Here is a 26,114-nt window from a genome sequence, read left to right as displayed (position 1 = left end):
ATTCACTTAAATATATCTTAATGATTTTCAGATTCGCAGAGTCGGAAAACATCAGACGATTCGTCCGAGTTCCTCATCCAGAACCTCGGAAACGACTTTTCCATCGATTCTTCCACGCACTTCCTTCATCACAACACCCATTACCGGGCCAAGAGCCGCCTTTCCACGCGACTTGATGAACTCCGCACGATCGGTCACAATACCGCGGACAAGTGTCTGCAGTTCCTCGCGGGAGAATGCCGGAGCAACCGTGGATACTGCCTCATCAAGCGTCATGCCGCGAGCGCATGCAGACAGAATATCAGCAACCGCCTCTTTTGCTGCATGACCCGCCTCAACAGCTATCATCACCGCAATCACCGAGTCGTCAGGAATCGCGTCAGCAGTCACGCCTGCGCGGGAGAGCTCTTTGAGGGAGGCAAGGATAGTCCGCGCGGCAAACACCGGACGAACACCCTCCGCAACCGCACGCTCAAACAGCGGCAGCTTCTCAGAGAACGCCATCTGACGCGCCATGCCGGCATCAAGACCGTACTCGGCAACAAACCGTTTCGCCTTATCGGTCAGAAGCTCAGGCATTGCAATGCTCTCCCAGTAGGGTTGCGACACCGGCACCGGAAGAATATCAGTTTCAGGATACATCCGTGCAGCTCCCGGCAGGGGACGCATGTAGGCAGTGGACCCGCCCTCAAGCATCTTGCGCGTCTCTTCAGGAATACCTTCCATCGCCATCTTCGCGCGGTTGATAACCATCTGAATAGCGCACCGGCACTTCTGTTCCGTTGCCGCAACAATAACCACAGCATCAGACTCACCTGCACCAAGAGTCTCCTTAAGGAGTGCGACCTCCTCCTTTGTCACGCCGTACGCCGGAAGCTCGTCGGTGTGGAACAGTCCGCCGACCCCGCACTTCTTTGCATAATCCGACATCTCAGACCCAAGCCGACGGTTCGGTTGAATCTCCATACCGACAAGGCCTGCAAAGCCGTGAAGCACCGTTCCCAGAATCGTCTTTGCCTTCTTCAGCACCTGCGACTGTGTGCCTGCAAAGACGGAAGTGACATCATACACCTCGCCGTTCACGAGTGCACTGCGTGCGGCAAGCTCGTCCTTGATCGCAAGAAGCGACAGCTGACGCTGCACCTCGCGGCGGACGACCTCGGCAATCAGATCAAGCTCCTGCACACCTTTGATCTCAACACGTGCGCCGTCACGGATGGACACGTTCACATCCTGACGAATCGTGCCGAGACCGCGCTTCACACGGCCGGTCGAACGAAGCGTCATACCGATGTACTGGGCCACATCATGCACCTGCTCAGGCGTTTTCATACAGGGAGCGGTCGTGATCTCAATTAAAGGAATACCAAGCCGGTCAACCGAAAACACCTCGTCAGTCACGCGCTGACAGGCATCCTCTTCAACAGCGACGGTCTCAATCCGGCAGGTGTTATCAATTGCACCGTTCAGCGCAACAAGTGCAGTCCGCTGAAAACCGCTTGTGGCAGAGCCGTCCACAATCATCTTGCGCATCGTGTGAATCTGCGGCAGAGGCGTCATGCCAAACATCTTGGCAATCGTCAGCACAAGATCCAGCGCGTCAGGATTCATCGGGGCAGGCGGCTGCTCGTCGATCTCCACAAGACCGGTTGTGTCATACGTGTAATACGTAAACAGCCGGGCCTGCATCATCTCTTCCTTTGCCGCACGGTCCACATCACCCATCTCTGACGTTGCGACACGCAGATACCGGCGAACTTCGCCGGTGTGGTCCGCTGAGTCGCGGATGAGTGTCGGCGTGTGCGAAAACAGCTTCTCTTTGGTGTTCAGCTGCTGGTGAATCTCAATTCCCGCCTTCAGGCCAAGGGACGCGTAATCGAAGTCGGTCATTTACATCTCCCTCCACAGATCATAATCAAGCTCCCCTTTCAGGTTCGTCTGCATCATCCGAACCGCGTCCTCAGGGCGCGAAGTGTTGCCAAGAACCCACATCAGCTTCACGAGCGCAACCTCAGGCAGCATGCTGCCGCCCTCGACAACACCTGCCGCAAGCAGATCGCGGCCGGTCTCATACACGCGGTCGCATACCTCGCCTGCCTGACACTGGGACGTCATCACTACAAAAGTCCCGGAAGCGTTCAGCGCAGCTATCTTTTCGATGCAGTCGGTACCCACATGGCCAAGACCAGTTCCTGAGATGACAAGCCCGCGGCAGCCGGAAAATGCATCGAAGAGATTTGGATTCATTCCCGGATAGTACTGGAGAAGGCCGCAGTTCGGTTCAAGCCGGTCAAACAGCCGAAGTTCATGCGTGCCGCGAAGCACGGCGTCACCGGTCAGGTTGACGTTTCCGTCAGGATAGGAGACCACACCGACCGGCCCTCTGCCAACACTCTGGAACGCATCGCGGCGGGAGGTGTGATTCTTCCGAACACGCGTTCCGCGGTGAAGGGCGCAAGCAACATCATCTGACGTTGCATGCATGCACACCACAACCTCGCCGAGGTCTGAGATGCCGGCCTTCACTGAGCAGATGGCATTCATCGCATTGTCGCTGCTCGGCCGGTCGGCAGACCGCTGGGCGCCGACAAAGATCACCGGCACCGGCGTCTCAAGCATGAAGGAGACCGCAGCAGCACTGTAGAGCATCGTATCAGTCCCATGGGTTACGATGACACCCTTTGCTCCTGATGCAATCTCATCATGAACCGCGCGGGCAAGCTCCTGCCACATTGCAGGATTCATGTTCTCTGAAAGAACATTGAACGGCTGGAGCGTGTGGTAGCGGGCGATGACTGCAAGCTCCGGAATTGAGCGGACAATATCTTCAGCAGTGAACTTGGAGGAGACTGCGCCTGTTCGGTAGTCAACCGTGCTCGCAATCGTTCCGCCGGTGGAGACGATTGCAAGCAGCGGCAGTTTTGCATCCTGCTTCAAAGGTTCAGCCGTAACTTTTGCGGGAGTTGCCGCCGCACGTTCAGGGGCAGCAGTGCAGACCGAGGCCGGCACACAGATGTTGTAGCCGCTCGAAAGTTTCACGACTGCGTAGTCGGCATCGCCGGAGATGTACATCCCGTGAAGTTCAAGACCCGCAAACGCCACGTTCACAGGATCGCTGTTGGAAAAACTCATGCAGTTAACCTCATGTAATCAGATTCTATTTTGTCATCAGCCGCAGACAGTGCGGTGCGAAGAGCCGCAGCGGTCGACTCGTCAGAGTCGAGAGCCGCAGCCGCGTGTGCGACAGCAGTTCTCATCATCGCAGGACTTGGAGCGCCAGCACTCTTCTTTGCTTCAACCATTCCAAGCGGAGAGAGAGCACGGTCGATGTGCTTCTGTGTCAGTCCTTTCTCTATCAGTGACCAGCCGCATATCTCTTTTCCGGCAGTCTCCGTGATCTCAAGCGACAGACCACCAAGCTTGACCGCACGGCCGACGATGTTGTGGGCTGTTCTGAAAGGCATCCCAAACTCACGGACCATGAGGTCCGCGAGTTCAGTGGCTGTTGAGTTGCCGCGGTCCGACTCCTCGGCCATTCGCGCAGTGTTGAATGACGCGGTCTGAATCATATCCGCAAGAATCGGCAGTGAAGACTCTGCCGCATCAAGACTCCGCCACAGGTGCGGCGTTAAATCCTGCATGTCGCGGTTGTAGCTCATCGGCAGACCCTTCATCAGCGTGATGCCTGCCATCAGTTCTCCTGACGCAACACCCGATTTGCCGCGCATAATCTCCGCGGTGTCGGGATTTTTCTTCTGCGGCATAATCGAACTCGTCGAACAGTAGGCATCATCCAGGTCCACAAACCTGATGAACGCACTGATCCAGAGCACCAGCTCCTCACACAGACGGCTGACATTTGTCATCAGAATCGAAAGAGCTGACAGGACTTCAAGAATAAAGTCCCGGGATGCAACACCATCCATGGAGTTGGTCATGGGAGCAGAGAATCCGAGATACTCTGCGGTCAGTGCACGGTCTATTGCAAAACCAGTTCCCGCAAACGCTGCCGAACCGAGCGGCGACTCGTTGAGCCGGCGGTATGCATCGGTCAGCCGGCTGAAATCCCGCGCAAACATCGCTTCATAAGCAAGCAGATAATGTGCAAGCGTCGTCGGCTGCGCATGCTGAAAGTGGGTGAAGCCCGGCATGATACTCGCGGTGTGTCGCGCAGCCTGATCGATCAAAGCGCGGCGAAGGGCTGCAAGGCCTGCAAGAATCTCCAGAATATCCTCACGGGTCTGCATCCGAAGGCAGGTTGCAACCTCGTCATTTCTGCTGCGGCCAAGATGCATTCTTCCGCCAGCATCAGCGCCGGCATCAGCGATCAGCTGCGCTTCGATTCCTGCATGAATATCCTCATGATTTGGATCAAACACCGACTCAGGAAGACCCTCCTCTTTGTAGCGATGCAGATGTGAAAGAAGCAGCTGCGCAGATTTCTTGTCGATGAGATTCTGTCGGACAAGCATCAGAATGTGCGCCATATCCACGCGGATGTCGCAGTACGCAATCCGTCGGTCGGCATCCATCGACGCAAGAAACTCTGCAACAGCAGAACTCCGGTCGCCGCCGAGACGGCCTTTACGGATCTGATCACTGCTCTGCATGGTCATCCTCCTCTTCCTCACCATCGTCCTCATCGCACTCCTTCAGCCGCTCGGCTATCCACTCCTGATCAACAGCTGCGCAGTCAACGGTCGGTACATCCCAGATAGGGCCGCCGGTCACCACACAGGTCTGGTAGAGCGAGTACGGCAGTTCAAGAACACCGATGTATTTGTTTTCCTTAAATGCTGCGAGCACAATCTGTTTGCCCTCTTCATTCTCCTGAACTTTTGTGAAAAGCAGATGGTCAGGCACCTGATCAGGGTTGTCGGAGCTCAGTTTGGTTAAGGTCAGCATCTTGAAAAGCTCCATCACGCGGTCATCGAGATCTGCTTCAAAGATGAAGATCTTCTCCTTCAGCGCATTCAGATCGCCCACCAGCCGCATCGGTTTCTCCCGATAAATCACCTGATCAGCAATATCCCCGTCAACACCGACAACACGGTCCGGGCAGTCAGGCTCAAGATAAATCAGAAAACCGCCTGCCGCCTCTTTGTCCTCATAAACAAACGGGTGTCCGGCAAAACCGGAGCAGCCGCACTCATCGCACGTGAAAAGAAATATTTCGCCTGAGAGAACCTTCTCCCGCAGCTCGGGGTCGGTTGTCACATTCACCGAAGGGCAGATAGTGATCTGCTGCTCATGACCACAGTCCGGGCAGATGATGGAGTCTTCTTCAGTTATCATGATCGCTCCTTTGGCGCTGCTGACTGAACCCAGATGCTGTCAACTACCGTGTATCCAGACACAGGACGATCCCAGATGCCGTGCATCAGCATTTTGATCTTTTCATAGGTATCGAACGGGACCTTGATCGGCTCAAGGAACTCATCGCCTTTCTGCGGCACAAAGATCAGCGAGCGGCCAGCGCACTCGAACAGATCCTCTGCATAGTAGAGCTTGTCAGGAACCGTCTCTTCATGTCGTGCCGACATCTCACGAAGGATCGAGTCCTTCATGGTTTCAACAATCCGGTCATCCAGATGATCGCGGAAGATGAACGTCTTCTCGCGAAGATCGTCAGAGCTGTGAGTCAGCCGCAGCTGCATCTCAGGCAACAGATGGGCAGGCAGAACATTCGGAAGTTTTGCCTCGCGATCCTCACTGTCCGGAGCAAAGAACACCGAGTACTTCCGCTCCAGATCATGGTAGAGCATAGGATACTCGACTTTTCCTGAAAATCCGCATTCATTGCAGGCGAGCATGGTGAGGCTTCCTTCCGTATATTTTTCCGCAAGACCGGGATCAGAAGAGGCGTTGATGCTTGGATACATCGTGAAGTCCTGCTTTGATCCGCACTTTGGACAGGTAATGGTTTTTACTACTGGTTTCATGACTTTACTCCTTTCTTCCGCTTGGTCCCCTGTGATGGTGGGCAAACTCACTGTCTTTGATGAAATCACCGGTAAAAACCGGGCCGTCGCGGCAGACGCGAAGGCCTTCATGGTCCATGCAGCAGGAGCCGCAGACACCAACTCCGCATTTCATGTACCGGTGCATGGAAAACTGACCGCGTGACTCGATTCCTTTGGCAACAAGCCGGTCGAGAATTCCTTTCATCATCATCTCAGGGCCGCAGACACAGATGGTGTCGTACTCGGTGACGTCAAGCTGGTCGAGAATGCCGGTGACAAAACCATGATAGCCGCGGGTTCCGTCATCAGTCGCAATTTTCAGATCGGTAACGCCTGCAAGTTCATTGGGGAAAACGAGTTCCGCAGCAGTCCTTGCACCAAGGATAAAGGTGTCAACCTCGCCGGTCGCGGCAAGGGTGAAGAGCGGTGTGACCCCGATGCCTCCGCCGATAGCGAGCACGCGGCCGGTCGGATAAAATCCGTTGCCGAACGGCCCCCGGATACCAATCTTGTCGCCTGCTTTGCAGTTGAAGAGAGCCGACGTTGCGTCGCCCACTTTCATTACGGTGATTGCGTTTGCCGCAGAGAACGCCATCGGTATTTCGTCAACGCCCGGTATCCAGACCATGCAGAACTGGCCTGGTCGGAAGTTGAACAGTTCGTCAAAGACGAAAGTTTTCACCGTCGGTGTTTCATCGATCACGGCGGTGATGGTGGTCACTGTCGGCATGTGTTCCTCAGTCATGAGCGCACCCCACGATTTCCTCAACAGGTATTCCGTCTGCCGCGTAAAGATCTTCTGCTATGTCAGAGAAAACATTGACGTTGTCGTAAACCGCGCTGCCGATCTCAACAGCAGACGCTCCTGCCATCATCATCTCAAGCACATTGTCTGCGGTGGAGATCCCGCCGCAACCGATGATGGGAATGTCGCATGCTTCGTAGAGATCGTAGACGCATCGAACCGCGATCGGAAAGACCGCAGTCCCGGAAAGGCCGCCGAACTTGTTGCCGAGAACCGGACGGCGCATGCCGGTTGAGATGCGCATTGCTTTGACGGTGTTGATGGCAACAATTGCGTCAGCACCGCCTTCTTCAGCGGCACGGCCGATGACACCGATGTCTGCAACGTTTGGCGTGAGTTTGACCCAGACCGGTTTCCCGAACGCCTTCACAGCTTCGGTGCACTCGCGCACGACACGCGGGTTTGCGCCAATCGCAGCACCGTATCCTTCGGCGTGCGGGCAGGAGAGGTTGAGTTCAAACGCTTGGGCATTCGGGAACCACTCGGCAACTTTGGCGAACTCAGCAGGAGTTCCGCCGAAGATGCTGACAACGATCGGTTTTTGTGCGGCAAGTAAGGGAGCGATCTCATCCGTAAACTCTTTTGACGGGTTGGGGAGACCCATGGCATTAATGAGGCCGCCTGCAATCGGAATTAAGGACGGGCCGTGATGACCGTCCTTTGGTTCCGGGCCGATGGACTTGGTAACAACTCCGCCTGCTCCGAGGCGAAGCATTCGTGACAGCGATGCGGCGGTGGTCCCGAGCACTCCTGCGGCGAGGAGCATATGATTCGTAAGGGAGACGCCTCCGATCTTTGCTGCCGGTGTCTGCAGTTTGATCATATCTATGAGGTATGTATTGGACGCCGGGGATTATCTTGTCTTCGAAGATGTTGATGAATAGGGGGTGAGATTTTAAAACGCGAATAGCGCGAATAAAAAATCGCCAATGGCGATTTTTCAAATAGGAGTTACGCGGTAATGAGTTTCATTGTTTGGGATTTTTCTGTAGGTGGTCTCGCTTGGAGTAACCACGGAACACACGGAATTCCACGGAAAAAACACAGAATACCGCTCCACTTACGGAAAATACGGAAATCCTAAGAGCATGGGCATATGTATAGGTCACCATTTTGAGATGCCAACTTCCTTAGGCTTTCCGTGTTTTCCGTAAGTGGAGCGGTATTCTGTGTTTTTTTCCGTGGTGCTCCGTGTGTTCCGTGGTTGCCCCAAATGAAACTTAGGACAGAGAATCCCTTTTCCTTATGCTATTTCATACCGCGTAAGTCCTATTCAAAAAAAAATGTCTGTAATTTCCCGAACGGATAGATGTATTTAAAAATAAGTAATTCTAGTAAAATCTTAAAAATCGCCATTGGCGATTTTTTTATTCGCGCTATTCGTGCTATTCGCGTTTCAATTTCGCACGAATGCTCATCTCGACAAAATCGAGAATAGTCTCCGGACTCCCGCAGGCATCCACCAGCAAAAATCGTGACGGGTCCTCAGCAGCACGTGCCAGATAATTTTTCTGCACAGCCTCCAAAAATTCCTGCCGCTCGAAATGCTCCTGCTCGACTCGTCCGGCGAGACGCGACATCGCAACAGAGACCGGCACCACAAGGAGAATTGTCATATCAGGCCGCACCGACCATCCCTCATGCACTGCAGAAAGCCATTGCTTCGGATTGGGATGAACGCCCTGAAGTGATACCTCCTGATATGCAAACCTGCTGTCTGAGTACCGGTCCGAGATAACAACCCGACCGCACGAAAGTGCCGGACGGACAACATCAGAAAGATGTACCGCATGATCAGCCACAAACAGTGCAGCCTCAACAAGCGGATCATCATTCTTCGCAATCGCACGTCGCACCGCATCACCCAGATACGGACTGCCCGGTTCCCTAGTAAACAGCGGATCAAGATCAAGAAGTCTGCCCTTCAGCCCGGCATACAGCGTCGACTTCCCGGCGCCGTCAATACCCTCAAGCGTAATTAACAAAACGAACCCTCCTGAATAATTTTCAGCGGCACTGTTCCCTTATGAACAGCAGTCGAAACAATCGCCCCGTCAAACCCGGCGTCCGCAAGAGTCGCCAGATCCTCAGTCGACCGCACACCTCCCCCGTAAAACAGCGTCTTCTCACAACAGCTGCGAAGACTCTCGGCAACAGCAGCATCAATACCAGACGATGTTCCAACAGACGAAATATTCAGTAGAACACACCCTGCAAAGTTCGTATCATTTGAAAGCCTCAGAACATCCTCAGGGCTGACTCCTGACGGATCAGATATTTCTGAGGGAAGAAGCTGGGAAAAATTCTGCCTCGCAACAACATGCCCGTCCTTTACATCCACGCTCAGAAAACCTCCCATAAACTCGTCCATTGGTGCATCAATCGTTTCCGTGCCCACAATATTGTGAATGTTGCGACCACACAGATACTCCTCAGGAATACTGCACCCGCGATCCACCCAGAGACCGTCGACAAAATCCGCAAGACGAAGAATCAGTTTTGTATGATCCCCGGAAAACTCGATTCGGTCAAGGTCTGCCGCGTACAAATACTTCGGCTCCATCACCGAAAGATATGCCGACGGCTCTGCCGACGGCGACAGACCCCAGTTCAACGGCAGATAATTTGCGCGGTTGCCGCAACTACCGTGCACCACATAGCCCCCTTTCAGATCTACTGCGAGTACAACATCCATTCTTGTCACCACATATATGCCATAGGAATCGATAAATTGAATGCCCTTATTAGGGGTAAAGACCATATAATATCCATGAAACTCCTAGTCAGCCCAAGTTCAATAGAAGAGGCAAAGTTCTGCCTCGATGCTGACATAATCGATGTAAAACGCCCTGCAGAAGGGTCGCTTGGTGCTAATTTTCCGTGGGTAATCCGCGAAATTAAGAAACTTGCCGGAAACAAACCGGTCTCTGCCGCAATCGGAGACTATGGTCCGACCCCGGGCAATGCAGCTCTCGCCGCATACGGCGCTGCATGTGCTGGCGCAGACTTTGTAAAAATTGGACTCATGTTCAATGACAAAAACGCTGCACACGAAGTGATCGAAGGCGTCGTTCGTGCCGTCAAAGAACCGTTCCCGGAAAAAACCGTCGTGATTGCTGCATACTCTGACTACGCCAGACTCGGCAGCATTGCCCCGCACATCATGTCTCCGATCGCCGCAGAATGCGGTGCTGACTTTGCCATGATCGACACCGGTGCAAAAGACGGAAAAAGCACGTTTGAATTTATGAACAAGGAAGCTCTCAAGGCATTCACCGAACAGAACAGATCTCTGGGCCTTGGAACCGCACTTGCAGGCTCCCTCAAGTTTGAAGACATTCCGGTACTCAAAGAGATCAATCCGGAGATTATCGGTGTCCGCGGCATGGTCTGCGGCGGAGACCGAACAACAATGGTCAAAGCAGAGTTGGTGACAAAAGCAATTCAGATGGTCAGGTAAACAACATGTACAGTGAAAAACTCAATATCCCAACGGCATTAACATTCGACGACGTGCTGATCGAACCGGCTGAGTCATGGACCGAGCCGAGCGACGTGGATGTGAAGTCAAGATTTTCCAAGAACATTCCGATCTCAATTCCGCTCGTGAGTTCTGCAATGGACACGGTCACGGAGTCGGCGATGGCAATTGCCATGGCACGTGCTGGCGGTATCGGAGTTTTACACAGAAACTGTACGCCGGACCAGGAAGTTGCCTTTGTCAACATCGTGAAAAATGCGGACAAGGTCATCGAGCGCGATGTCCGTTACGTTACACCTGAGACAACGATCGCCTTTGTTGCAAATCTGATGGATATGCATGGCATCGGCGGCGTTCCGGTCGTTGGCCTGAAAGGAAAACTGGTTGGTATTGTCTCCCGTCGCGACGTGCGCGGAGTGGTTCACAAGATGGGCTCACAGACCGTTGACACGATCATGACCAAGCGCCCGATCACGGTGAAGGACAACATCACCGCTGATGAAGCCATCAACATGATGTATGCCAAGAAGGTCGAGCGGCTGCCGGTCGTGGATGACAAAGGAAAATTGATTGGTATCATCACCATGCAGGATCTGCTGGAAAAACAGCAGTACCCGAATGCAAACCGCGACAAATCAGGAAACCTCAGGGTTGCAGCAGCAGTCGGTCCGTTTGATATGAACCGCGCTTTGATGCTTGCAGAAGCAGGAGTTGACGCAATTGTTGTTGACTGTGCCCACGGTCACAACATGCATGTGGTCAAAGGCGTAAAAGACATCAAAGGAGCGGTCTCCTGCGATGTGGTTGCAGGAAACATTGCAACAGCACAGGCAGCAAAGGAGCTTGTTGACTTTGTGGACGGTATCAAAGTCGGTATTGGCCCGGGTTCCATCTGCACGACCCGTATCGTTGCAGGTGTTGGCGTTCCGCAGGTGTCTGCAATCGCAAATGTCTGTGATATTGCAGGACCTGCGGGAGTCCCTGTCATTGCCGACGGCGGCGTGAAGTACAGCGGCGATGTCGCAAAGGCAATTGTTGCCGGTGCCTCGGCTGTCATGATGGGCAGCATGTTTGCAGGAACCGATGAGGCTCCGGGAAAGATCATTGTGGTCAAGGGCCGCCGCTACAAGCAGTACCGCGGTATGGGTTCTCTTGGCGTGATGACCTCAGGCCAGTCGAGCGACCGGTACTTCCAGAAGAAAGGCATCGGCGCAACAAAGTATGTGCCCGAAGGCGTTGAGGGAGCGACACCATACGTCGGAATGGTAAATGATGTAATTTACCAGACGATTGGCGGCTTAAAATCTGCAATGGGATACACCGGCAGCAAGGATATTGAGACGATGCGAAAGAGCGCACGTTTCGTGCGCATTACTGCGGCAGGCCTCAAAGAGAGCCATCCGCATGATATTTTAATTACCGACGAGGCCCCGAACTATCGTGCGGGACTCTGAACATTCTTTTTTTTATAATTATTCACAGTAATCTGCTCAAGCAGATTTGAAAAAAGTAGGATTATTTCTGATAGTTTGCCGGGATGATCATGACGCGAATGAGTTTGATGTATTCATCGATCAGATCCAGCGGGTTCGGGATGTTGATGCCGCCGATGGAGAACTCAGGCAGGCTGATGCCGGATGAACCGCTGGACGAGCTTCCACCGGAAGAGGAAGAGCCCCCGTTGTCCTCGACAACCCCACTGCGAGTAATGGTGATCCATTTCATCGCTGTATTTTCATTTGAAGAGGTTCCGTCAGACGCGGCAAGAGCTACCCGGAACTCCTTTTCATCATTAAATGTGTAGGTGGGATTTCGGTCAGAGGAGAAAGCACCACTTTCGCCAAAACTCCAGAACCAGGTATTTGGGTTACCGGTGGATTTGTCAGTAAAGTGGATAGTCATCGGGTTGGACGAGTCAACGCTGTACGAAAAGTCAGCGATTATGGCAGCAGACGCGGGAAATACGAATACTGCCGCCGTAAGCAGGATTGCACAAAGAATTACATATTTTTTCATCTTACATCACCTCATATCTCTAAGCTATACTTCGCCGGATTCATCATTGCGAAGAAAAGGCGGATGAATTCGTCTATGACATCCATCGGATTTGGGATGAGTTCATCATCTGCGGAGAGGGAAGCCGCTTTTACTTCCGGGGATGTTGTAGCCGCAGTTGTCGGAGCAGTCGTAGCCGCGGTTGTTTTCGCGGTGGTCGGAGCAGTTGTTGCTTTGGCACTGACAGAGATGGTTTTGTAGGTGGTTACTGATTTAGAGTCCTTTTTTGCAGTAAGTTCGACCTCATATGTTCCCTCGTTATTAAACGTGTATGTCATGTTCTGACTGGTCTTTGTATCAATCGAAGTACGTGTGTTCTGGCTGTTCATTTTGTAGATTGTCCATAACCATGAAGTTGGACCCTGTGATGTGTCAGTAAACGTGACTTCAAGCGGGGCAGAACCGGATGTTGGAGAAGCAGTAAAAGAAGCAATCAAATCAGAGACACTAATTTTTACAGACTCAGCCTGATATTTTTTATTATCTGATTTGGTCGTAATCGAAAGAGTAACCGTATACGTGCCATCCTTTTCATAGGTATACGAAGGACTCGTCTGACTGCTCCACGATTCACTGTCATATCCGAACTCCCATTCTATTTTCGCCCTGTCACTTGACGGAATTGTTGTGTTGATATTGAAATTGATTTTCAGAGGCACAGCCCCCTTCAGAGGATTCGCTTCAATTGACACAACGTAATTCTGATTAGGAGTGGTTGCCGTTGTCGTGGCTGTAGTCGTGGCAACAGTCGTCGCCGTCGTACTCGTAGCGGTTGTTGTTGCAGTAGTTGTGGTCGTGGTCGTAGCAGTCGTCGTCGCCGTAGTCGTAGCGGTTGTTGTTGCAGTAGTCGCGGTTGTTGTGTTTTCCGTCGGATCTGTGGTGGGTATTGTGCCATTATCACCAGATGTGTTCGTAGTGTTGTTATCACTCGCCGCTACTGCTCCCACCCCCACAGCCACCATCCCCAGCACCAGAAGCAGCATGAGAATTTTTCTCATTCTTCCCACCTCAGATCATCCCAAGTGCAACAAGAATTACCGCGACCACGACAAGGCCGAGGACTGCGCATCCTGCAGCTGCGCCTCCACGCATATCAAGTGCTGAGCCAAATCCTTTCATGGTTGCAATCAATGACCAGAGAGCGGCAATAATAATACCAAATCCGGGAATCCATCCGACAACTGCATAAGGAAGCGAGCTTCGCATCACCACAGCAATGGTCTCGCCAATACTTGCATCCTCGCCAAACACTTTTGCAAACACGCCGGACAGTACTCCCTGAATCATCACAAAGATCATCCAGAGAACAAACATCACCAGAATCAGCATCACCATCGCCATCATATTCGACGACAGTGCCCCAAGAATCGGGAACTCTGCAGCAGTGACAGGCAGAACCTTCGGCAGAACGAACGCAAGCATCACAACCGAGATGACAGCCCAGACAATACCTGAAATCAGGAACAGACCGAGTGCATCCTTTGGACCCTCGCGGCCATAATACTCAAATGCATCCGCGGGTCGGGTCAGGAAACCAACAATACTGCCTTCGTACGGCTTCTTCGCCTTCGTCTCTTTGGGTGCACGTGCACGTTTCGGCGGACGTTCGCGTCTTGTGCGCGGCTCATCATACTCATACTCATCACGTCTTGGTTTTTTTCCGCGTTTGGCTGGTTTTTCTTTACGTTTCCTGGGCTGCTCACTTCGACCGCTGCCGTCAAACATATCCGGAACCGAAGGTTCACTCATCGATGCGGACGCTGCCGCAGCTCCTGCCGTGCCGACGCCTGCATCAGCCAGAGGTTTGCCGCACATCGCACAGAATCGGTCATCAGGATGATTGCGTGCTCCGCAGACAGTACAGTATTTTACCGGCGCATTGCCGCGTGACGGCGGGGCAACAGTCGTAACCGAGTACTGCGAAGCAGATGCAGCAGGGCTGCCGTACATCGGTGGTGCCTCAGGCAGAATAACCTCTTCGAACTTCGAGATCCACATCTCCCGCAGATCCATCGACGGGAAAAGCAGATGCATCTCCTTCACCCCATCACGGGATGCAATGGTTAACCCGATCCCTGGTTCGCCCAGCTCGCCTGCGATACGGATCGCTTTCTTCAGCGCGTTCACCGCAAACTCTCCGGCAATTGCAAGCATGCCGTTTGAATTGCCCATCAGCACAAACCGTGTATTCGTCAGATACGCAGTAAACACATCACGCTTTACCCGGATGCCGGGAGAAGACATGTAGATTTTCTCTCCGGGCTGCAGAGTAAGCATCTGCGGAGCACTCTGGGCCGGGGCTGGGGCGCCATACCCCATTCCCATTCCCATACCGCCGCCGCCCATCATAGGGGCAGCCATCTGGGGAACCTGAGGCATCGCATGGGTCGGAAGCTTTGCGGAAAGCTGTACCATCCATGCCTCACGAGAACCAGGAGAGGGGAACGTCAGAATCATCTGCTTGACACCGGTCTGTGAACCAATAGTCAGAGCAATGGACGGCTCGCCAGACTCACCCTCCATTCGGGACGCATCCATCAGCTCAGCAATAGCGAACTCGCGACCGATTTGCCCTGAGATGTTCTGAAGAATCAGTCGAAGATTAGTCAGATACAGCGTGTAGTAGGTCCTCTTGATCCGAACACCTGCGGTTTTCATGATCTCCATTTCGCCAGGAGAGTATACTGGTGACTGGGGTGCACCCGCGGAGGCAGCTGCCGGCATTGCGCGCGCAGCGGCAGGTTGTGCTCCCGGAACAGCAAACGGTTTTTCACCAACCGCTTTACGGATCTGATTCACCCATGCCTGCTGCTCGCCTGCTTTGAAAATATCACCTACCGGAAACGACCAGACCATCTCTTTCTGACCGGTCGGGGTTGATAAAACAAGTTTCAGACCAGGCTCGCCACTGGGGAGAGTGACCGGATCCGCAGCGGAAATATTCGTGATTTTAAACTCGCGGGGGGCCGATCCACCATCGATAATCAACCGTTCGCTGGTTAACATCCCAGTGTACTGCTGATTTTTCACCATGACCGGAGAAGAATAATATCGTACTTCACCGGCATGCATCTCTACAGGCGACATAGTATCTGTATTAGTCTGAATTTCTTGTTATAAATAGATGTCAAACTTACCCTTTTCTCTTGATACAAGGATTTAATAGCATTTGCAGTCTAATTGCTTGTATATGACTGAAACCTCAGCCCCGATTGGAGGAGACATCTTCAAGTCTCTTCTTCTCAAGGGTATCCTGATGATAATACTTGGTATTATCATGCTGATCTTTACCTTCGGTTCGATCCTTGCTATTGAACTGCTGTTTGGTATCGTACTTATCATTCTTGGAATTCAGCTTCTGACCTCAGGATCCACGTTCCTTGGAGAGTATAAACGTACATGGTGGGTAATTGTTTTAGGAATTCTTGCAATCATTGGAGGAATTCTTGCGTTTGTCTTCCCGGCAATAATGACGCTCTACATCGTGTACATGATTGCGATTACCGTCCTTATTAGTGGATTTACGGACATTGCAATTTCAATCGCGAACAAGACCGGTGAAGCAAACCGTATTCTTGTCGCAATCTCCGGTGTTCTTGGAGTAATTCTTGGTATCCTGTTCATTGTGATGCCGTTCACGGGCGCAATTGTTCTTGTACAGGTAACCGGTATCTTCCTGCTGGTCTTTGGAATCCTTGCAATTATCGAAGGGTTCATGGCAAAAAAACCAGCCCAGACCACCTAATCTTTTTTTGTCTCAATCTGAACCTTATATAGGTTGGAACGACAAGATTTGTATATGACAAACATTGTTGTGATTGAGGAGACGCTTCTTCCAGGAGCCTGGAAGACGCTTCTCTTAAAAGGCATTGTCCTTCTGGTTCTGGGAATTTTCTGTCTGGCATTCCCATTCGCAGCATTAAACGTGAGTGCATATGTGATCGCAATTCTCCTGCTCTTCGTCTCGGTTGCAGCCCTGTTCTCAGGATTCTCTGCATTCGGCGAACCAAAAGCCACATGGTGGATGATCCTTCTTGGTATCATTGGTATTGTAATTTCACTGATCTCCTTTGTGTCGCCTGACACGATGATCTGGATTGCAACCGTATTCATTGGAATTATTGCGTTAATCTCCGGAGTTACGGATGTCATCTTTGCGTTCAGCCGCGGACTTTCCTGGGGACAGAGAATTCTGATGCTGATCCTTGGTATCATTGGTATCATCATTGGTCTGTTCTTCCTGCTGTTCCCGACCGAGGGAGCCCCGGTCCTTGCACTGGTCTTAGGAATCCTTCTGGTTATCGCAGGTATCGTCTCGTTTGTGCAGGCCTACCTGTACAAGAAAGAGTACGCAGAACTGACTGCATAATCAGAAATTCATTTTTCTTTTTTTTTTGAGATCTTGGCTATAGCTTAAGATGTAACACTTCGCGAATGGCTCATGAATAAAGATACAAAACGCCACATCCCAAACCTTTTATCACTCATCCTCCTAAGAGAAGAGTAGATACTGCTATGACTGAGAGTACACGAAAAATAGCTGACATTGCAGAAATTCTGGGAATTCCTGAAGGCGAGTGCAGACTCATTGCCGACCGATACGAAACAATTCTCCCCTGTAAAAAGATCGGCAAAGTACGGGTGTATGATGAGAACATGGTCGACAGATTCAGAAAAATTGCAGATCTGCAAAGCCAGGGACTGCCGGAAGAAGTGATCACCGCTGCCATTCGGGGAGGAAAAACATTGGAGGAGCGGGCACGCGAGGACATGAAGCGGATGGGAATAGAGTCGGTGCCGGCAGCCCCAAAGGAGATGCCAAAACCAATTCCCCGGACTGAGATCGAAGAAGAACTGATCCTTGCCATGAGATCAGCACAGGCAGCGGTTCAGACCATGGATCACCGGATGGCAGCGATACGGGAAAAAATGGCTGATGACAACGCCGCAGTCCTTGATGCGGTTGCCAAAGTTTCGGAAGACGTAACCGCACTCAGAAATGATGTCCGCACGCTCTGGGACCAGATTGCATCGCTTGAGCAGTACTTCCGCGAACAGGACGCACAAAAGAAGTCAGGATTCTGGAAACGGTAAGATTACTTTACCGTCTTCCAGCGAATCCTGATGCCGGAAGAAAACACCTTCATCAACATATCCGCTTTTTTCAGGGCAGTCCTCTGCTCAGGAGAGCCTCTTCCCGCACCCTCACAGGTGATAAGAATGGTATTGTTAGAAAGCTCTACAGAAACAGACCTGACAATACTCATGTGCGAGCGGTCAAGGCCGTCAGCAACACGGATAATGCCTGAGATGAGATCCACAAGCTTTCGGTCACGGCGGCTGAGATCGCCGTAGAGAAAATGGCGTCTCTTCGGAAGAGCACCACGGTGATACCGAACGATCAGAGAGATCAGTATGCGCTCGCGGGGAGTGAACGGCAGAGTGCGGTCGTGCAGCACAAACTCCATGCCGGTTTTGTTGTGAGTGCCGCCCGTAATTCCCCAGCCGACATCATGCAGAAGTGAGGCAGCCGCAAGGATGCGCCGCGTCTGCTTGCCGTGGTGTCTCGCAGGAACGAGACAGTCATAGAGAGCAAGAGCCAGACGGCTCACCTGATCAGCATGGCAAAAATCCTCGTTGAGAATTTTTGCCGAGTCATACACATGAGTGAGATCCTTTTTTTTCAGACTACCACCATACACTTCTCATTTCAATAAACTGCTGCTGCGACCCGGTATGCGAAGCAAGATGCTTGGGGGGTAGATACACGCCGTTATGCTGAAGCACATACCCCTGCACCGAATCATGGATGAAAGTCGGCAGAATTTTGTTGACGATCACATTTTTGATTCTCCGGTCATGAACCGGGCAGATGATCTCAACACGGCGCTTCAGATTTCTTGACATCATGTCAGGGCTTCCGATGAACACCTGCTCATCTCCGTCGTTACGGAAGTAAAATATTCTGCTGTGTTCAAGGAACCGCCCAACAACCGACGTCACCCTGATGTTTTCAGAAAGATTCGGAACACCAGGCCTGAGCATGCAGATGCCGCGAACAATCAAATCGATCTTCACACCGGCATTAGACGCCTCATACAAAGCGTTGATGATTGGTCGGTGCGTCAGCGAGTTGGTCTTGAGCGCAATGTAGCCATGACTGCCGGCTTTGTGGTGCTCGGTCTCCCGCTTAATGAGGGAGAGCAGCTGATCCTCCATAAAGTACGGACTGACGATCAGCTGTTTGTACTCAGGCTTTTTCTCCTCGCCCGCAAGGTGAGAGAAGAGGAGCGAGATGTCACGGCAGATGCTTGAGTCTGCGGTGAAGAGCGAGATGTCAGAGTAAATTTTTGCGGTTTTCGCATTATAGTTGCCGGTCGAAACCGTTCCGTACCGAACCGGCTTGTCGTCTTCAAGACGGGTCACCAGACAGCATTTGGCATGAACCTTCAGGCCCGGGAATCCGTGAATGACGGTGACCCCGTTCTCGGCAAGAGTGGTTGCCCACTGGAAGTTTTCTTCCTCGTCAAAGCTTGCCTTGAGTTCAATAACAACAGTTACATCCTTGCCGTTCTTCGCAGCGGCTATGAGGGCGGCAACCACCGGCGACTCGGAGCCGAGCCGGTAAAGGGTCATCTGAATCTTCTGAACTGCATCATCATTTGCCGCGGCATTCAAAAAGTTCACCAGCCCGTCAAAGCTGTTGTACGGGGTGAACAGCATGATGTCGCGGTCCGCAAGATGGGAGAAGATCTCCCTTGTGTTGGCAAGACCGACCGGCAGGGAGGGCTCGTAAGCAGAAAACTTCAGCTCGGGTCGTGTGACCGGGAACTTTTTCAGGTCAGCAAGTCCGAGTGGGGAAGGAACATCATACACCAGTTCGGGCAGAAGTGATAAGGCATCCACCAGATGCGTCGTGTATCCGAACGGCAGCCACTGTTCGGTTTCAAGACGGGACGGCAGTTTTTTGGCAAGAGTTTCGGGAGCAGCTTTGATCGCTGAGATCAAATCGTCTGCGTCATCGCCTTTCAGGTTCAGATCAGAGTCGCGGGTGATGCGGATTGGAACAACCGCACTCGTCGACTCTCCGGGCAGGAAGAGATCATAGTTTTTGCGCAGAACATCCTCGCGGAAGAGGTAGGATACCTTTCGTTTTCCAACCTTTGCATACCGCCCGTACTTGTCCAGAATATCCTGAAGAGGAATTACCGCAAGGCCTTGGTCCGACTTTGCGAGAAGTCCCATGCCTTTGAGGTAATCGTTCTGCTCGATGTCCTGAAACCGGTCGCCGCGAATGATGTTAACCGGAGTCTCAGCAAGGATTGCCGAGAGCTCTTTTCGGAGCGTATGCTTTTCAGACTCACTGATCTTCGCATACTTCTGGAAAACAATTCCTTCTTTTTCCAGTTCAGGTTTCAGCTCCTTTGCCCAGACCCAAGAAGCGATCCGCATCATGAAGATAGTTCTGTCGTAGATCATCTCAAGCTGGGTGCGGCTGCCGACCACCTCTTCAAACTCATCGCTCTGCCGGGTTGCGCCGCGCTGATATGCAGGGACACGCACCATGAAGAACTCGTCCAAGTTGCCGGCAACAATGCCGAGAAACGCGACTCGTTCCAGCAGAGGATTGCGAATATTGCGGGCTTCTTCGAGGATGCGCTCGTTGAACTTCAGCCAGGACAACTCACGGTTAAAGTATCTGCCGCAGTCATCGCAGAGAGCCGTTTTCTCAACGAGGGACTTGGAATTTTTCTCTTCCTTCTCTTTTTTCTTGTGTTTCTTGCCCATGATGATTTCCAGCCGAATAAGAGTGAATATGGTATTCTCAGATACTTAGTTATTTAGTTCGCTACAGATTAGTATGCAGAATGGATTCAACGGCTCTGACAGCTGCGGCACTGGACCGGCTGAAAAATGTCCGGCTGTATGCTGAGACCTACGGCTGCACCTACAATGCCGGCGACACCGAAAAAATCATTGAGATAGCCAAGGCTCAGGGCTGCACGGTTGTGGATACTGCGGAAGACGCAGACGCAGTTTTGATCAACACCTGCATTGTGGTGGATAAAACCGAGAAGCACATGTACGAACGCATGAATCTGTTTGCCGGAAAAACCCTGATTATTACCGGATGTCTGCCAGGAATTTCCATCGAACGTGTTCTTGAAGCGTGCCCTGACGCAGGAATTATTGATCCTGATCTGATTCATTCCTGTTACCGTGAGGTTGGGACGGTGAGTTCCGGCGATCATGCGGTTCTTCAGATTGCCAGAGGATGTAACGGCCACTGCACCTACTGTATTACGAGACTTGCACGAGGGAAACTGGTGAGTTTTTCTGAGGAGGATATTGTAACGCAGGCTGAGCGGTTTGTGGAAGCTGGAGTTGCAGAGATTCAGCTGACCGCACAGGATGTGAGTTCCTGGGGAATGGATATGACCTCAGGACGGCGGCTGCCTGATCTTCTGCGTTCGCTCTGCAAGATTCCGGGAGAGTTTCATATCAGAGTAGGTATGGCAAATCCTGATACGCTTCTGCCGATTCTGGATGATTTTTTGGATGCATTAACCGACCCGAAGATCTTTTTGTTTCTGCATGTGCCGGTGCAGTCAGGATCCGACGCGGTTTTGAAAACGATGGGACGCAGATACACCTCGGCAGAGTATGAGGAGATCTGCAAAAGATCACGCGAACGGTTCCCCGATATCCGCATCTCTACTGATTACATCGCAGGATTTTCCGGAGAGACTGATGCGGACGGCAAGGCGTCGGTGGATCAGATTCTCAGCACAAAACCCGGCAAGGTGAACATCACGCGATTTTCAGTCCGGCCCGGGACGCCGGCAGCAAAGATGAAAAAACTGCCTGAGCCGATAAAAAAGGAACGGTCACGGGCTCTGACGAACGCGGCAAATCAGGTGTATGATGCAAACAATGAGGCCTGGATTGGTAGAGTTGTCGACGCAGTGGTTACTGAGGCGGTGCGGGCAGGAAGTGTTACTGCCCGCGACCGGACGTATCAGAATATTGTGGTGATGCAGGAAATTCCCCTTGGGACAAAAATACCGGTGGAAATTACCGGACACCGCCGGCATTATTTACTGGGAAGGGTTGCGTCCGAGTAATGGATGTCTTCCATCTCGTCAAGATACGGAAGCAGGGCTTTGAGATACGTCCTCGGACCGACCGCGGTCTGAATTATTCCTGAGCCGAGAATTTCTGCATGCAGCGGCTCTTCGGCAAACATTGTTTCAACCTTTGCACCAGGTCCTGCGATCTGGCGCATCTGTTTTTGCATGACCTTAAACCACTCTTCAATTTCCATCACGGGCCTGAAGTCAGGATCAATGAGCCGGTACTTCTGCAGGTCAGCGGCAAGGTCTGAGGTTTTGGCAATCTCTTCATCCATATAGAGGTAGACGTTGATGTGCTCGGTCTGCCGCAGGTCGCGAAGTATAAGAACATCCACGCGGTCGCCGGTATTGGGAAGCTCAGTCATCTGCTGTAATAGTCTTGAGGCAAATGACTTTATTGTTGTGGGCCAATGAATCAGTATGCGGATAAAATTTAATGACATTCACGAGGGCAGCGACACTGGCGCGGGTGTTGAAGGCCGCAAATCCAAAATCAAGTCAACGAAAGTTGAGGGAACTGAACCGTCAAAGAAGAAGTCCCTTGGTAATCAGATAAAGGTCATCGAGGGAGAGGGTGTTCCGGGTAAAGCCAACCGGAACTAAATTTTCGCAATATCTGAAGGATCATTCACTATAATCTCTTTTTTTCCGGAATATGTCTCAGTAATGCCGCGCAGGGTTACCTGATCGCCAACAAGCAGGGTGAGTTTTGATGCGCCGCCAGGCACGAACACATCAGTTCCGGATACGTTGACGATCAAATGACCGCCAGTTTTGGTAAAAGTGAGATCTAAAACAGTACCGGTGTGTTTTACCAGCACACCGTCAGCAAGATCAGCTGAGTATGCCACTGCCCCGCCGTCCGGTACAAAAAGAGTTGTTCCCAGATGAAACGCCAGGAGCAGCAGTACAACTCCGGCAAGAAGAAGGACCGCTCGTCGTTCCGGCTGTGTAAGCATGTCTATTTTTCAATATATTGATGCGGACATACTTGTATGTTGCTGCATTTGGCACCATGAATAATTATATATCTGCAGAAGTCGATTGTTCGTTATGACTAAAACAGAACTCCCCAAGTCATCGGTCAAAGTGCTCACAGTACTTGATCCGTACAACTCTCTGACACACAAGGAAATCGCCCAGTTAACGGGATTATCACCAAGAACCATCCGTTACGCGCTGAAAAAGTTAAAGGAACACGATATGCTCGTGGAGAAGTTCAATTTCCGCGATGCACGGCAGATTCTTTACTCGAGTAAGATCCCTGCAGCACCTACACAGGCTACGGTGTAGTTGATGGTTTGAGAAAAAACCAGAAATTTCTTCTTTTTTGTAAAATTCATAGTAAAAATAAATCAACAAATTGTGACCGGTTTTTCCGTTTACAAGCAGTAATCCCATAAATGAACTATCAAAGCTCATTTAGGGGCATTTTTCCATATTGTTCGTGACAATACGAACAAAATAACAAAACTATTTATACTTACAAGACAATTGTTTTGTATGCAAAGAACAAATTTGCCCCAATCGTGTATCACGATTTACCATCTCCTGGAGAGGACTGGATCCCAGACCCACAAGGATATCGTTGCGGGCACCGGACTTGCTCCGCGTACCGTTCGATATGCTTTAAAGCGCCTGAAGGAACAGGGACTCATCATCGAGAAGTTCAACTTCCGTGATGCCAGACAGGCAATTTATCAGCCAAAGCTCACCACCGGCACAACTCCGGCATCAGCGTAAAATTGTCTGTGAACCGACCAACAGATATAAAACAAAACTTTTTTTAACGTCGTTTCAGTAGCCAAATGACAAACAGTAACATTACAATTACGACGACTACGGCGTAGCGCAGATCAACCCCACCGGGAGCAGCGATTCGAAATTCGCCGGATCCATCATTCCAGTCAAAATCAAAAACATCAGAAAAATATCTGGCTGCATCCGCATTTTCGATGATAATCCCTGATTCACGATTATTATTTGGAGAATTATAATTCCAGTTGACAGAACTCACAAGTACGTATTTCATATCAACTATCACCCCTTTGTTGTGCAGTTTCGTAATTGATTGGCTCGGATGCATCAGACGTGCTTCCACAAGAATATCATCGTTTTCAGACAGCCGATTGATATTTGCAGCGGTTTCGTCGTTGTCATGCTCGCCGTCCGTGTTGTAGTACATGCCGTCAAGCATCACCCGTACATCAATGCCGCGACCCCCCGCATCAAGCACATAATCCAGCCAAATATTGCGCGCGCTGTTTGGATATGGGGAGATGTATGCCTGCTGAAGATCAACTCTTTTCTCAGCAGAGAGGACAAGATCAGGAATTAAGTGGCTGGTATCAGGAGAAATGACCGGCGTTACCAGAACATTTTGGATGGAGCGCGCAGGGAAATGAACCACAATATCTTCATCAGACCAGGAAGGCGGAAACGGATCAGATGTTCGAACATATGAGTAGATGTCATACCCGCCAAGGTCTGCGGAAAAGACCTTGCTGAAATAGCTTGCAACGCCGGTGCTGTAGACAGCCGCACCCCACCCCCTGTTTCCGCGAGTCCCCGGAAGAGGAATGCCGGTTGGTTTGAAGTTTTCAGAGAGAACAAGCGTGACGAAGTCGTCAGAGACAAGATACTTTGTGTGGAGATACCGGTATCTGGCAGGTTTTGTATCCATGCTTTCGATCGTGTAAATCGACACGCCCGCGTCCGTCAGATAATTCAGGACACCTTTCTCTTCAGAACTCATGCCGCCCACGGGACCCCCTTCGACAAGCAAAGTTACATTCACACCGCGCAAAGCAGCGTCAGCAACAGACTCGGCAAGCTCCGGGTGCGTAAACTCATACATAGAGATGAGCATCTCAGACTGCGTTGCTGTTATGACACCATTCACCACCTCAAACGAGGAGTCGGGCGACACAAACAGCGTCACCGAGTCTGCGGTGAAGGTCTCAGGAACAAAACTGCTCTGACCGATGCGCTGTATGCGTTCATCCCAGACACCTTCGGAAAACACATGAATCATTCCATTCTTGGAGGAAAAATCCTCGGGCCATGAGAAGAACTGAACTGGTTCATCGTAAAAAAGCAGAGTGACATCATCCTTCGTGTTTGCCATCTGAAATCTGCCGGTGGAGACCATATCAGGAACAACGTCAAGCGTGGACAAAATTTCATAGTCAGGGTGGATGCCGTGAACATCATAGTAGGCAGCGCCATCACGCGCCACAGTCAGAGATTCCCGCGAAGCCGACCCGGTAGGAAAACGAACCGAGCCTTCCCCGTCGGTCACCACCCACCCGTCAAGACTCCCCGATCCTGAAAGGACAAAATACTCATCCCCATCACCTTTCGCATACCCGTCAGGGCAGACCTCGGTTATCAGAAACGCGGATGCGGAAGGAATAGTGAGACATGCGAGAACAAAAACAACTGCGGCCAACCATGATCTCATACTGGTTTTTGTGTCATGAGACTGATTAATAGTATTGCAGATATCTATGACCGAAGGAGTTGTGATAAAAATTGGCGGCAGCCTGATCGATGTTGCAGAAGATATTCTGCACGAGTTTGGGGAGATCAAAACTCCGGCGCTGATAATTCCCGGCGGAGGAGTGTTTGCCAATGACGTCCGAGACCTCGGCATCGACGGAGACGCCGCACACTGGATGGCAGTCGCTGCGATGGATCAATATGGCTGGTATCTCTCAACCTTCGGCCTGAAAACAACGAGCCACTGCACCATGCCAGAAAGCGGCGCAGAAATATTTCTTCCCTACACATTTCTTCGTGAGTACGACCCTCTGCCCCACTCATGGGACATAACCTCAGACTCGATTGCGGCATGGGTTGCAGGAGAGCTGGGCTGCCAGCTGATACTTCTCAAATCAGTGGACGGCGTAGTAACGAACGGAAAACTTTTGCCTGAACTTACCCTCGGCACGACCACAGATGTCATTGATCCCTGCTGCGTGCAGATTCTTAATAAATATCATATCAAGGCAGTAATACTCAATGGACGCAAGCCAAAACGCCTGATACAGTATCTCTCCGGAGAAAATGTGCTGGGAACCCGCCTCCAGTAATCAGAGTGGTGAAGGCCACACGTTTATAATTGTGGGGAACTAATAATTTAGAGAGTTTGATCGAATGGCAGCTACGAAATGTACGTCATGTAATGCCCCGCTCGCAGAGCGCGGTGCAACAGAATTTAAGTGCCCGGACTGTGGAGAAGTTATTTACCGCTGCGCATACTGCCGCAAGCAGAGCGTAAAATACACCTGTCCGAAATGCGGATTCCAGGGACCATAAGTGAATAATATGGGCGAAGTCGCAGTAATCATTAAAGTCATGCCGGAATCCCCGGAAGTTGACATGGCAAAGCTTCAGGCCGACATTAAGGCAAAGATCCCAGGCATTCAGGATATGAGAGTGGAACCAATTGGATTTGGCCTCTCCGCAATCAAGCTCATGGTGATCGCAGAAGATGAGGAAGGCTCCGGCGACAAGATCGAAGGCATGTTTGCAGGCATTGCAGGCATCGATCGCGCAGAGATTGAATCTCTGAACCGGCTGCTCTAAATACTTTTTTTTTCTTTTCATTGCAAATTTGGCTGCTTATTGTACTTTCATGTAAGTTCCGCTTTTCCCGCGAAGCGGTAAGCAGG

General features: G+C 51.4%; 29 protein-coding genes. 12 read left to right on the top strand and 17 right to left on the bottom strand.

Features of this window, described 5'->3' with window-relative positions; translation table 11 throughout:
• Positions 1-51: 51 nt before the first annotated feature.
• The 9 genes from gatE to McpCs1_RS08140 form a co-directional block, all read right to left on the bottom strand.
• On the bottom strand, positions 52-1,890 hold the full coding sequence (gene gatE / locus McpCs1_RS08180; protein ID WP_338096767.1) for a Glu-tRNA(Gln) amidotransferase subunit GatE: 1,839 nt from the start codon (positions 1,888-1,890) through the stop codon (positions 52-54).
• The gene (gatD, locus tag McpCs1_RS08175; protein ID WP_338096766.1) at positions 1,891-3,132 is read right to left on the bottom strand and encodes a Glu-tRNA(Gln) amidotransferase subunit GatD; all 1,242 of its coding nucleotides are present in this window, start codon (positions 3,130-3,132) and stop codon (positions 1,891-1,893) included.
• Complete coding sequence (gene argH / locus McpCs1_RS08170; RefSeq protein WP_338096765.1) at positions 3,129-4,610, bottom strand: argininosuccinate lyase; 1,482 nt, start codon at positions 4,608-4,610, stop codon at positions 3,129-3,131. The genes gatD and argH overlap by 4 nt, the downstream gene beginning before the upstream one ends.
• Positions 4,597-5,295 (bottom strand): CpXC domain-containing protein, encoded by a 699-nt coding sequence (locus tag McpCs1_RS08165; protein WP_338096764.1) that lies wholly within the window; start codon positions 5,293-5,295, stop codon positions 4,597-4,599. The genes argH and McpCs1_RS08165 overlap by 14 nt, the downstream gene beginning before the upstream one ends.
• Positions 5,292-5,942, bottom strand: coding sequence for a CpXC domain-containing protein (locus McpCs1_RS08160; protein ID WP_338096763.1), 651 nt, complete (start codon positions 5,940-5,942; stop codon positions 5,292-5,294). Before McpCs1_RS08160 ends, McpCs1_RS08165 begins: the two co-directional genes overlap by 4 nt.
• 4 nt (positions 5,943-5,946) lie before the next feature.
• Complete coding sequence (locus tag McpCs1_RS08155) at positions 5,947-6,708, bottom strand: dihydroorotate dehydrogenase electron transfer subunit (protein WP_338096762.1); 762 nt, start codon at positions 6,706-6,708, stop codon at positions 5,947-5,949.
• Positions 6,701-7,591: a dihydroorotate dehydrogenase gene (locus tag McpCs1_RS08150; RefSeq protein ID WP_338096761.1), complete on the bottom strand. Its 891-nt coding sequence runs from the start codon at positions 7,589-7,591 to the stop codon at positions 6,701-6,703. The genes McpCs1_RS08155 and McpCs1_RS08150 overlap by 8 nt, the downstream gene beginning before the upstream one ends.
• A 562-nt stretch (positions 7,592-8,153) precedes the next feature.
• Positions 8,154-8,753: a dTMP kinase gene (gene tmk / locus McpCs1_RS08145; protein ID WP_338096760.1), complete on the bottom strand. Its 600-nt coding sequence runs from the start codon at positions 8,751-8,753 to the stop codon at positions 8,154-8,156.
• Positions 8,747-9,463, bottom strand: a complete 717-nt coding sequence (locus McpCs1_RS08140; protein ID WP_338096759.1) for a HisA/HisF-related TIM barrel protein — start codon at positions 9,461-9,463, stop codon at positions 8,747-8,749. Before McpCs1_RS08140 ends, tmk begins: the two co-directional genes overlap by 7 nt.
• 75 nt (positions 9,464-9,538) lie before the next feature.
• On the opposite strand from McpCs1_RS08140, the gene McpCs1_RS08135 reads away from it, so the two are divergent.
• Positions 9,539-10,228 carry a (5-formylfuran-3-yl)methyl phosphate synthase gene (locus McpCs1_RS08135; RefSeq protein WP_338096758.1) on the top strand — a complete coding sequence of 230 codons (690 nt, stop codon included), beginning with the start codon at positions 9,539-9,541 and terminating at the stop codon, positions 10,226-10,228.
• 5 nt (positions 10,229-10,233) lie between these two features.
• Positions 10,234-11,703 (top strand): IMP dehydrogenase, encoded by a 1,470-nt coding sequence (gene guaB / locus McpCs1_RS08130; RefSeq protein WP_338096757.1) that lies wholly within the window; start codon positions 10,234-10,236, stop codon positions 11,701-11,703.
• 61 nt (positions 11,704-11,764) lie between these two features.
• Here the strand turns inward: guaB and McpCs1_RS08125 are convergent, their stop codons facing one another.
• From McpCs1_RS08125 to McpCs1_RS08115, 3 genes are read right to left on the bottom strand one after another with little or no spacing between them, the layout of a single operon-like run.
• Complete coding sequence (locus McpCs1_RS08125) at positions 11,765-12,265, bottom strand: PKD domain-containing protein (RefSeq protein ID WP_338096756.1); 501 nt, start codon at positions 12,263-12,265, stop codon at positions 11,765-11,767.
• Between the two features lie 11 nt (positions 12,266-12,276).
• Positions 12,277-13,302 carry a PKD domain-containing protein gene (locus tag McpCs1_RS08120; protein ID WP_338096755.1) on the bottom strand — a complete coding sequence of 342 codons (1,026 nt, stop codon included), beginning with the start codon at positions 13,300-13,302 and terminating at the stop codon, positions 12,277-12,279.
• A gap of 10 nt (positions 13,303-13,312) precedes the next feature.
• Positions 13,313-15,391 (bottom strand): YIP1 family protein, encoded by a 2,079-nt coding sequence (locus McpCs1_RS08115; protein ID WP_338096754.1) that lies wholly within the window; start codon positions 15,389-15,391, stop codon positions 13,313-13,315.
• A gap of 103 nt (positions 15,392-15,494) precedes the next feature.
• On the opposite strand from McpCs1_RS08115, the gene McpCs1_RS08110 reads away from it, so the two are divergent.
• From McpCs1_RS08110 to McpCs1_RS08100, 3 genes are all read left to right on the top strand, one after another.
• Positions 15,495-16,049, top strand: coding sequence for an HdeD family acid-resistance protein (locus tag McpCs1_RS08110; protein ID WP_338096753.1), 555 nt, complete (start codon positions 15,495-15,497; stop codon positions 16,047-16,049).
• Between the two features lie 54 nt (positions 16,050-16,103).
• A complete protein-coding gene (locus tag McpCs1_RS08105; RefSeq protein WP_338096752.1) occupies positions 16,104-16,673 on the top strand; it encodes an HdeD family acid-resistance protein in 570 nt (189 codons plus the stop codon).
• Between the two features lie 146 nt (positions 16,674-16,819).
• Positions 16,820-17,398 (top strand): MerR family transcriptional regulator, encoded by a 579-nt coding sequence (locus McpCs1_RS08100; protein WP_338096751.1) that lies wholly within the window; start codon positions 16,820-16,822, stop codon positions 17,396-17,398.
• A 2-nt stretch (positions 17,399-17,400) separates the two neighbouring features.
• Here McpCs1_RS08100 and McpCs1_RS08095 read toward each other — a convergent pair whose 3' ends face one another.
• Both McpCs1_RS08095 and ppk1 read right to left on the bottom strand, forming a co-directional pair.
• Positions 17,401-18,006, bottom strand: a complete 606-nt coding sequence (locus tag McpCs1_RS08095) for an HD domain-containing protein (protein ID WP_338096750.1) — start codon at positions 18,004-18,006, stop codon at positions 17,401-17,403.
• On the bottom strand, positions 17,993-20,092 hold the full coding sequence (ppk1, locus tag McpCs1_RS08090) for a polyphosphate kinase 1 (protein WP_338096749.1): 2,100 nt from the start codon (positions 20,090-20,092) through the stop codon (positions 17,993-17,995). The genes McpCs1_RS08095 and ppk1 overlap by 14 nt, the downstream gene beginning before the upstream one ends.
• An 80-nt stretch (positions 20,093-20,172) precedes the next feature.
• Here ppk1 and McpCs1_RS08085 point away from each other — a divergent pair, with 80 nt between their 5' ends.
• Positions 20,173-21,429, top strand: a complete 1,257-nt coding sequence (locus tag McpCs1_RS08085; RefSeq protein ID WP_338096748.1) for a MiaB/RimO family radical SAM methylthiotransferase — start codon at positions 20,173-20,175, stop codon at positions 21,427-21,429.
• On the opposite strand, the gene McpCs1_RS08080 is transcribed toward McpCs1_RS08085, so the two are convergent.
• The gene (locus McpCs1_RS08080) at positions 21,399-21,803 is read right to left on the bottom strand and encodes a hypothetical protein (protein ID WP_338096747.1); all 405 of its coding nucleotides are present in this window, start codon (positions 21,801-21,803) and stop codon (positions 21,399-21,401) included. The two genes, McpCs1_RS08085 and McpCs1_RS08080, sit on opposite strands and share 31 nt — an antisense overlap.
• Positions 21,804-21,858: 55 nt before the next feature.
• On the opposite strand from McpCs1_RS08080, the gene McpCs1_RS08075 reads away from it, so the two are divergent.
• Positions 21,859-22,041 (top strand): hypothetical protein, encoded by a 183-nt coding sequence (locus McpCs1_RS08075; protein ID WP_338096746.1) that lies wholly within the window; start codon positions 21,859-21,861, stop codon positions 22,039-22,041.
• Here the strand turns inward: McpCs1_RS08075 and McpCs1_RS08070 are convergent.
• Positions 22,038-22,397 carry a hypothetical protein gene (locus tag McpCs1_RS08070; RefSeq protein WP_338096745.1) on the bottom strand — a complete coding sequence of 120 codons (360 nt, stop codon included), beginning with the start codon at positions 22,395-22,397 and terminating at the stop codon, positions 22,038-22,040. The two genes, McpCs1_RS08075 and McpCs1_RS08070, sit on opposite strands and share 4 nt — an antisense overlap.
• 94 nt (positions 22,398-22,491) lie before the next feature.
• On the opposite strand from McpCs1_RS08070, the gene McpCs1_RS08065 reads away from it, so the two are divergent.
• Complete coding sequence (locus tag McpCs1_RS08065; RefSeq protein ID WP_338096744.1) at positions 22,492-22,731, top strand: winged helix-turn-helix transcriptional regulator; 240 nt, start codon at positions 22,492-22,494, stop codon at positions 22,729-22,731.
• A gap of 210 nt (positions 22,732-22,941) precedes the next feature.
• Positions 22,942-23,181, top strand: a complete 240-nt coding sequence (locus McpCs1_RS08060) for a winged helix-turn-helix transcriptional regulator (RefSeq protein ID WP_338096743.1) — start codon at positions 22,942-22,944, stop codon at positions 23,179-23,181.
• 43 nt (positions 23,182-23,224) lie between these two features.
• Here the strand turns inward: McpCs1_RS08060 and McpCs1_RS08055 are convergent, their stop codons facing one another.
• Entirely contained in the window at positions 23,225-24,901 is a 1,677-nt protein-coding gene (locus tag McpCs1_RS08055; RefSeq protein WP_338096742.1) for a phospholipase D-like domain-containing protein, read from the bottom strand.
• Between the two features lie 46 nt (positions 24,902-24,947).
• On the opposite strand from McpCs1_RS08055, the gene McpCs1_RS08050 reads away from it, so the two are divergent.
• From McpCs1_RS08050 to McpCs1_RS08040, 3 genes are all read left to right on the top strand, one after another.
• Positions 24,948-25,532 (top strand): amino acid kinase family protein, encoded by a 585-nt coding sequence (locus tag McpCs1_RS08050; RefSeq protein WP_338096741.1) that lies wholly within the window; start codon positions 24,948-24,950, stop codon positions 25,530-25,532.
• A 64-nt stretch (positions 25,533-25,596) separates the two neighbouring features.
• A complete protein-coding gene (locus McpCs1_RS08045) occupies positions 25,597-25,758 on the top strand; it encodes an HVO_2753 family zinc finger protein (protein WP_338094787.1) in 162 nt (53 codons plus the stop codon).
• Between the two features lie 9 nt (positions 25,759-25,767).
• On the top strand, positions 25,768-26,028 hold the full coding sequence (locus McpCs1_RS08040; protein ID WP_338096740.1) for an elongation factor 1-beta: 261 nt from the start codon (positions 25,768-25,770) through the stop codon (positions 26,026-26,028).
• Positions 26,029-26,114 lie beyond the last annotated feature (86 nt).

The organism is Methanorbis rubei (genome assembly GCF_032714495.1).
Lineage (GTDB): Archaea > Halobacteriota > Methanomicrobia > Methanomicrobiales > Methanocorpusculaceae > Methanocorpusculum > Methanocorpusculum rubei.
Note: the sequence above shows the minus strand (reverse complement) of the source record. Positions and strands in the feature narration are given on the sequence as shown.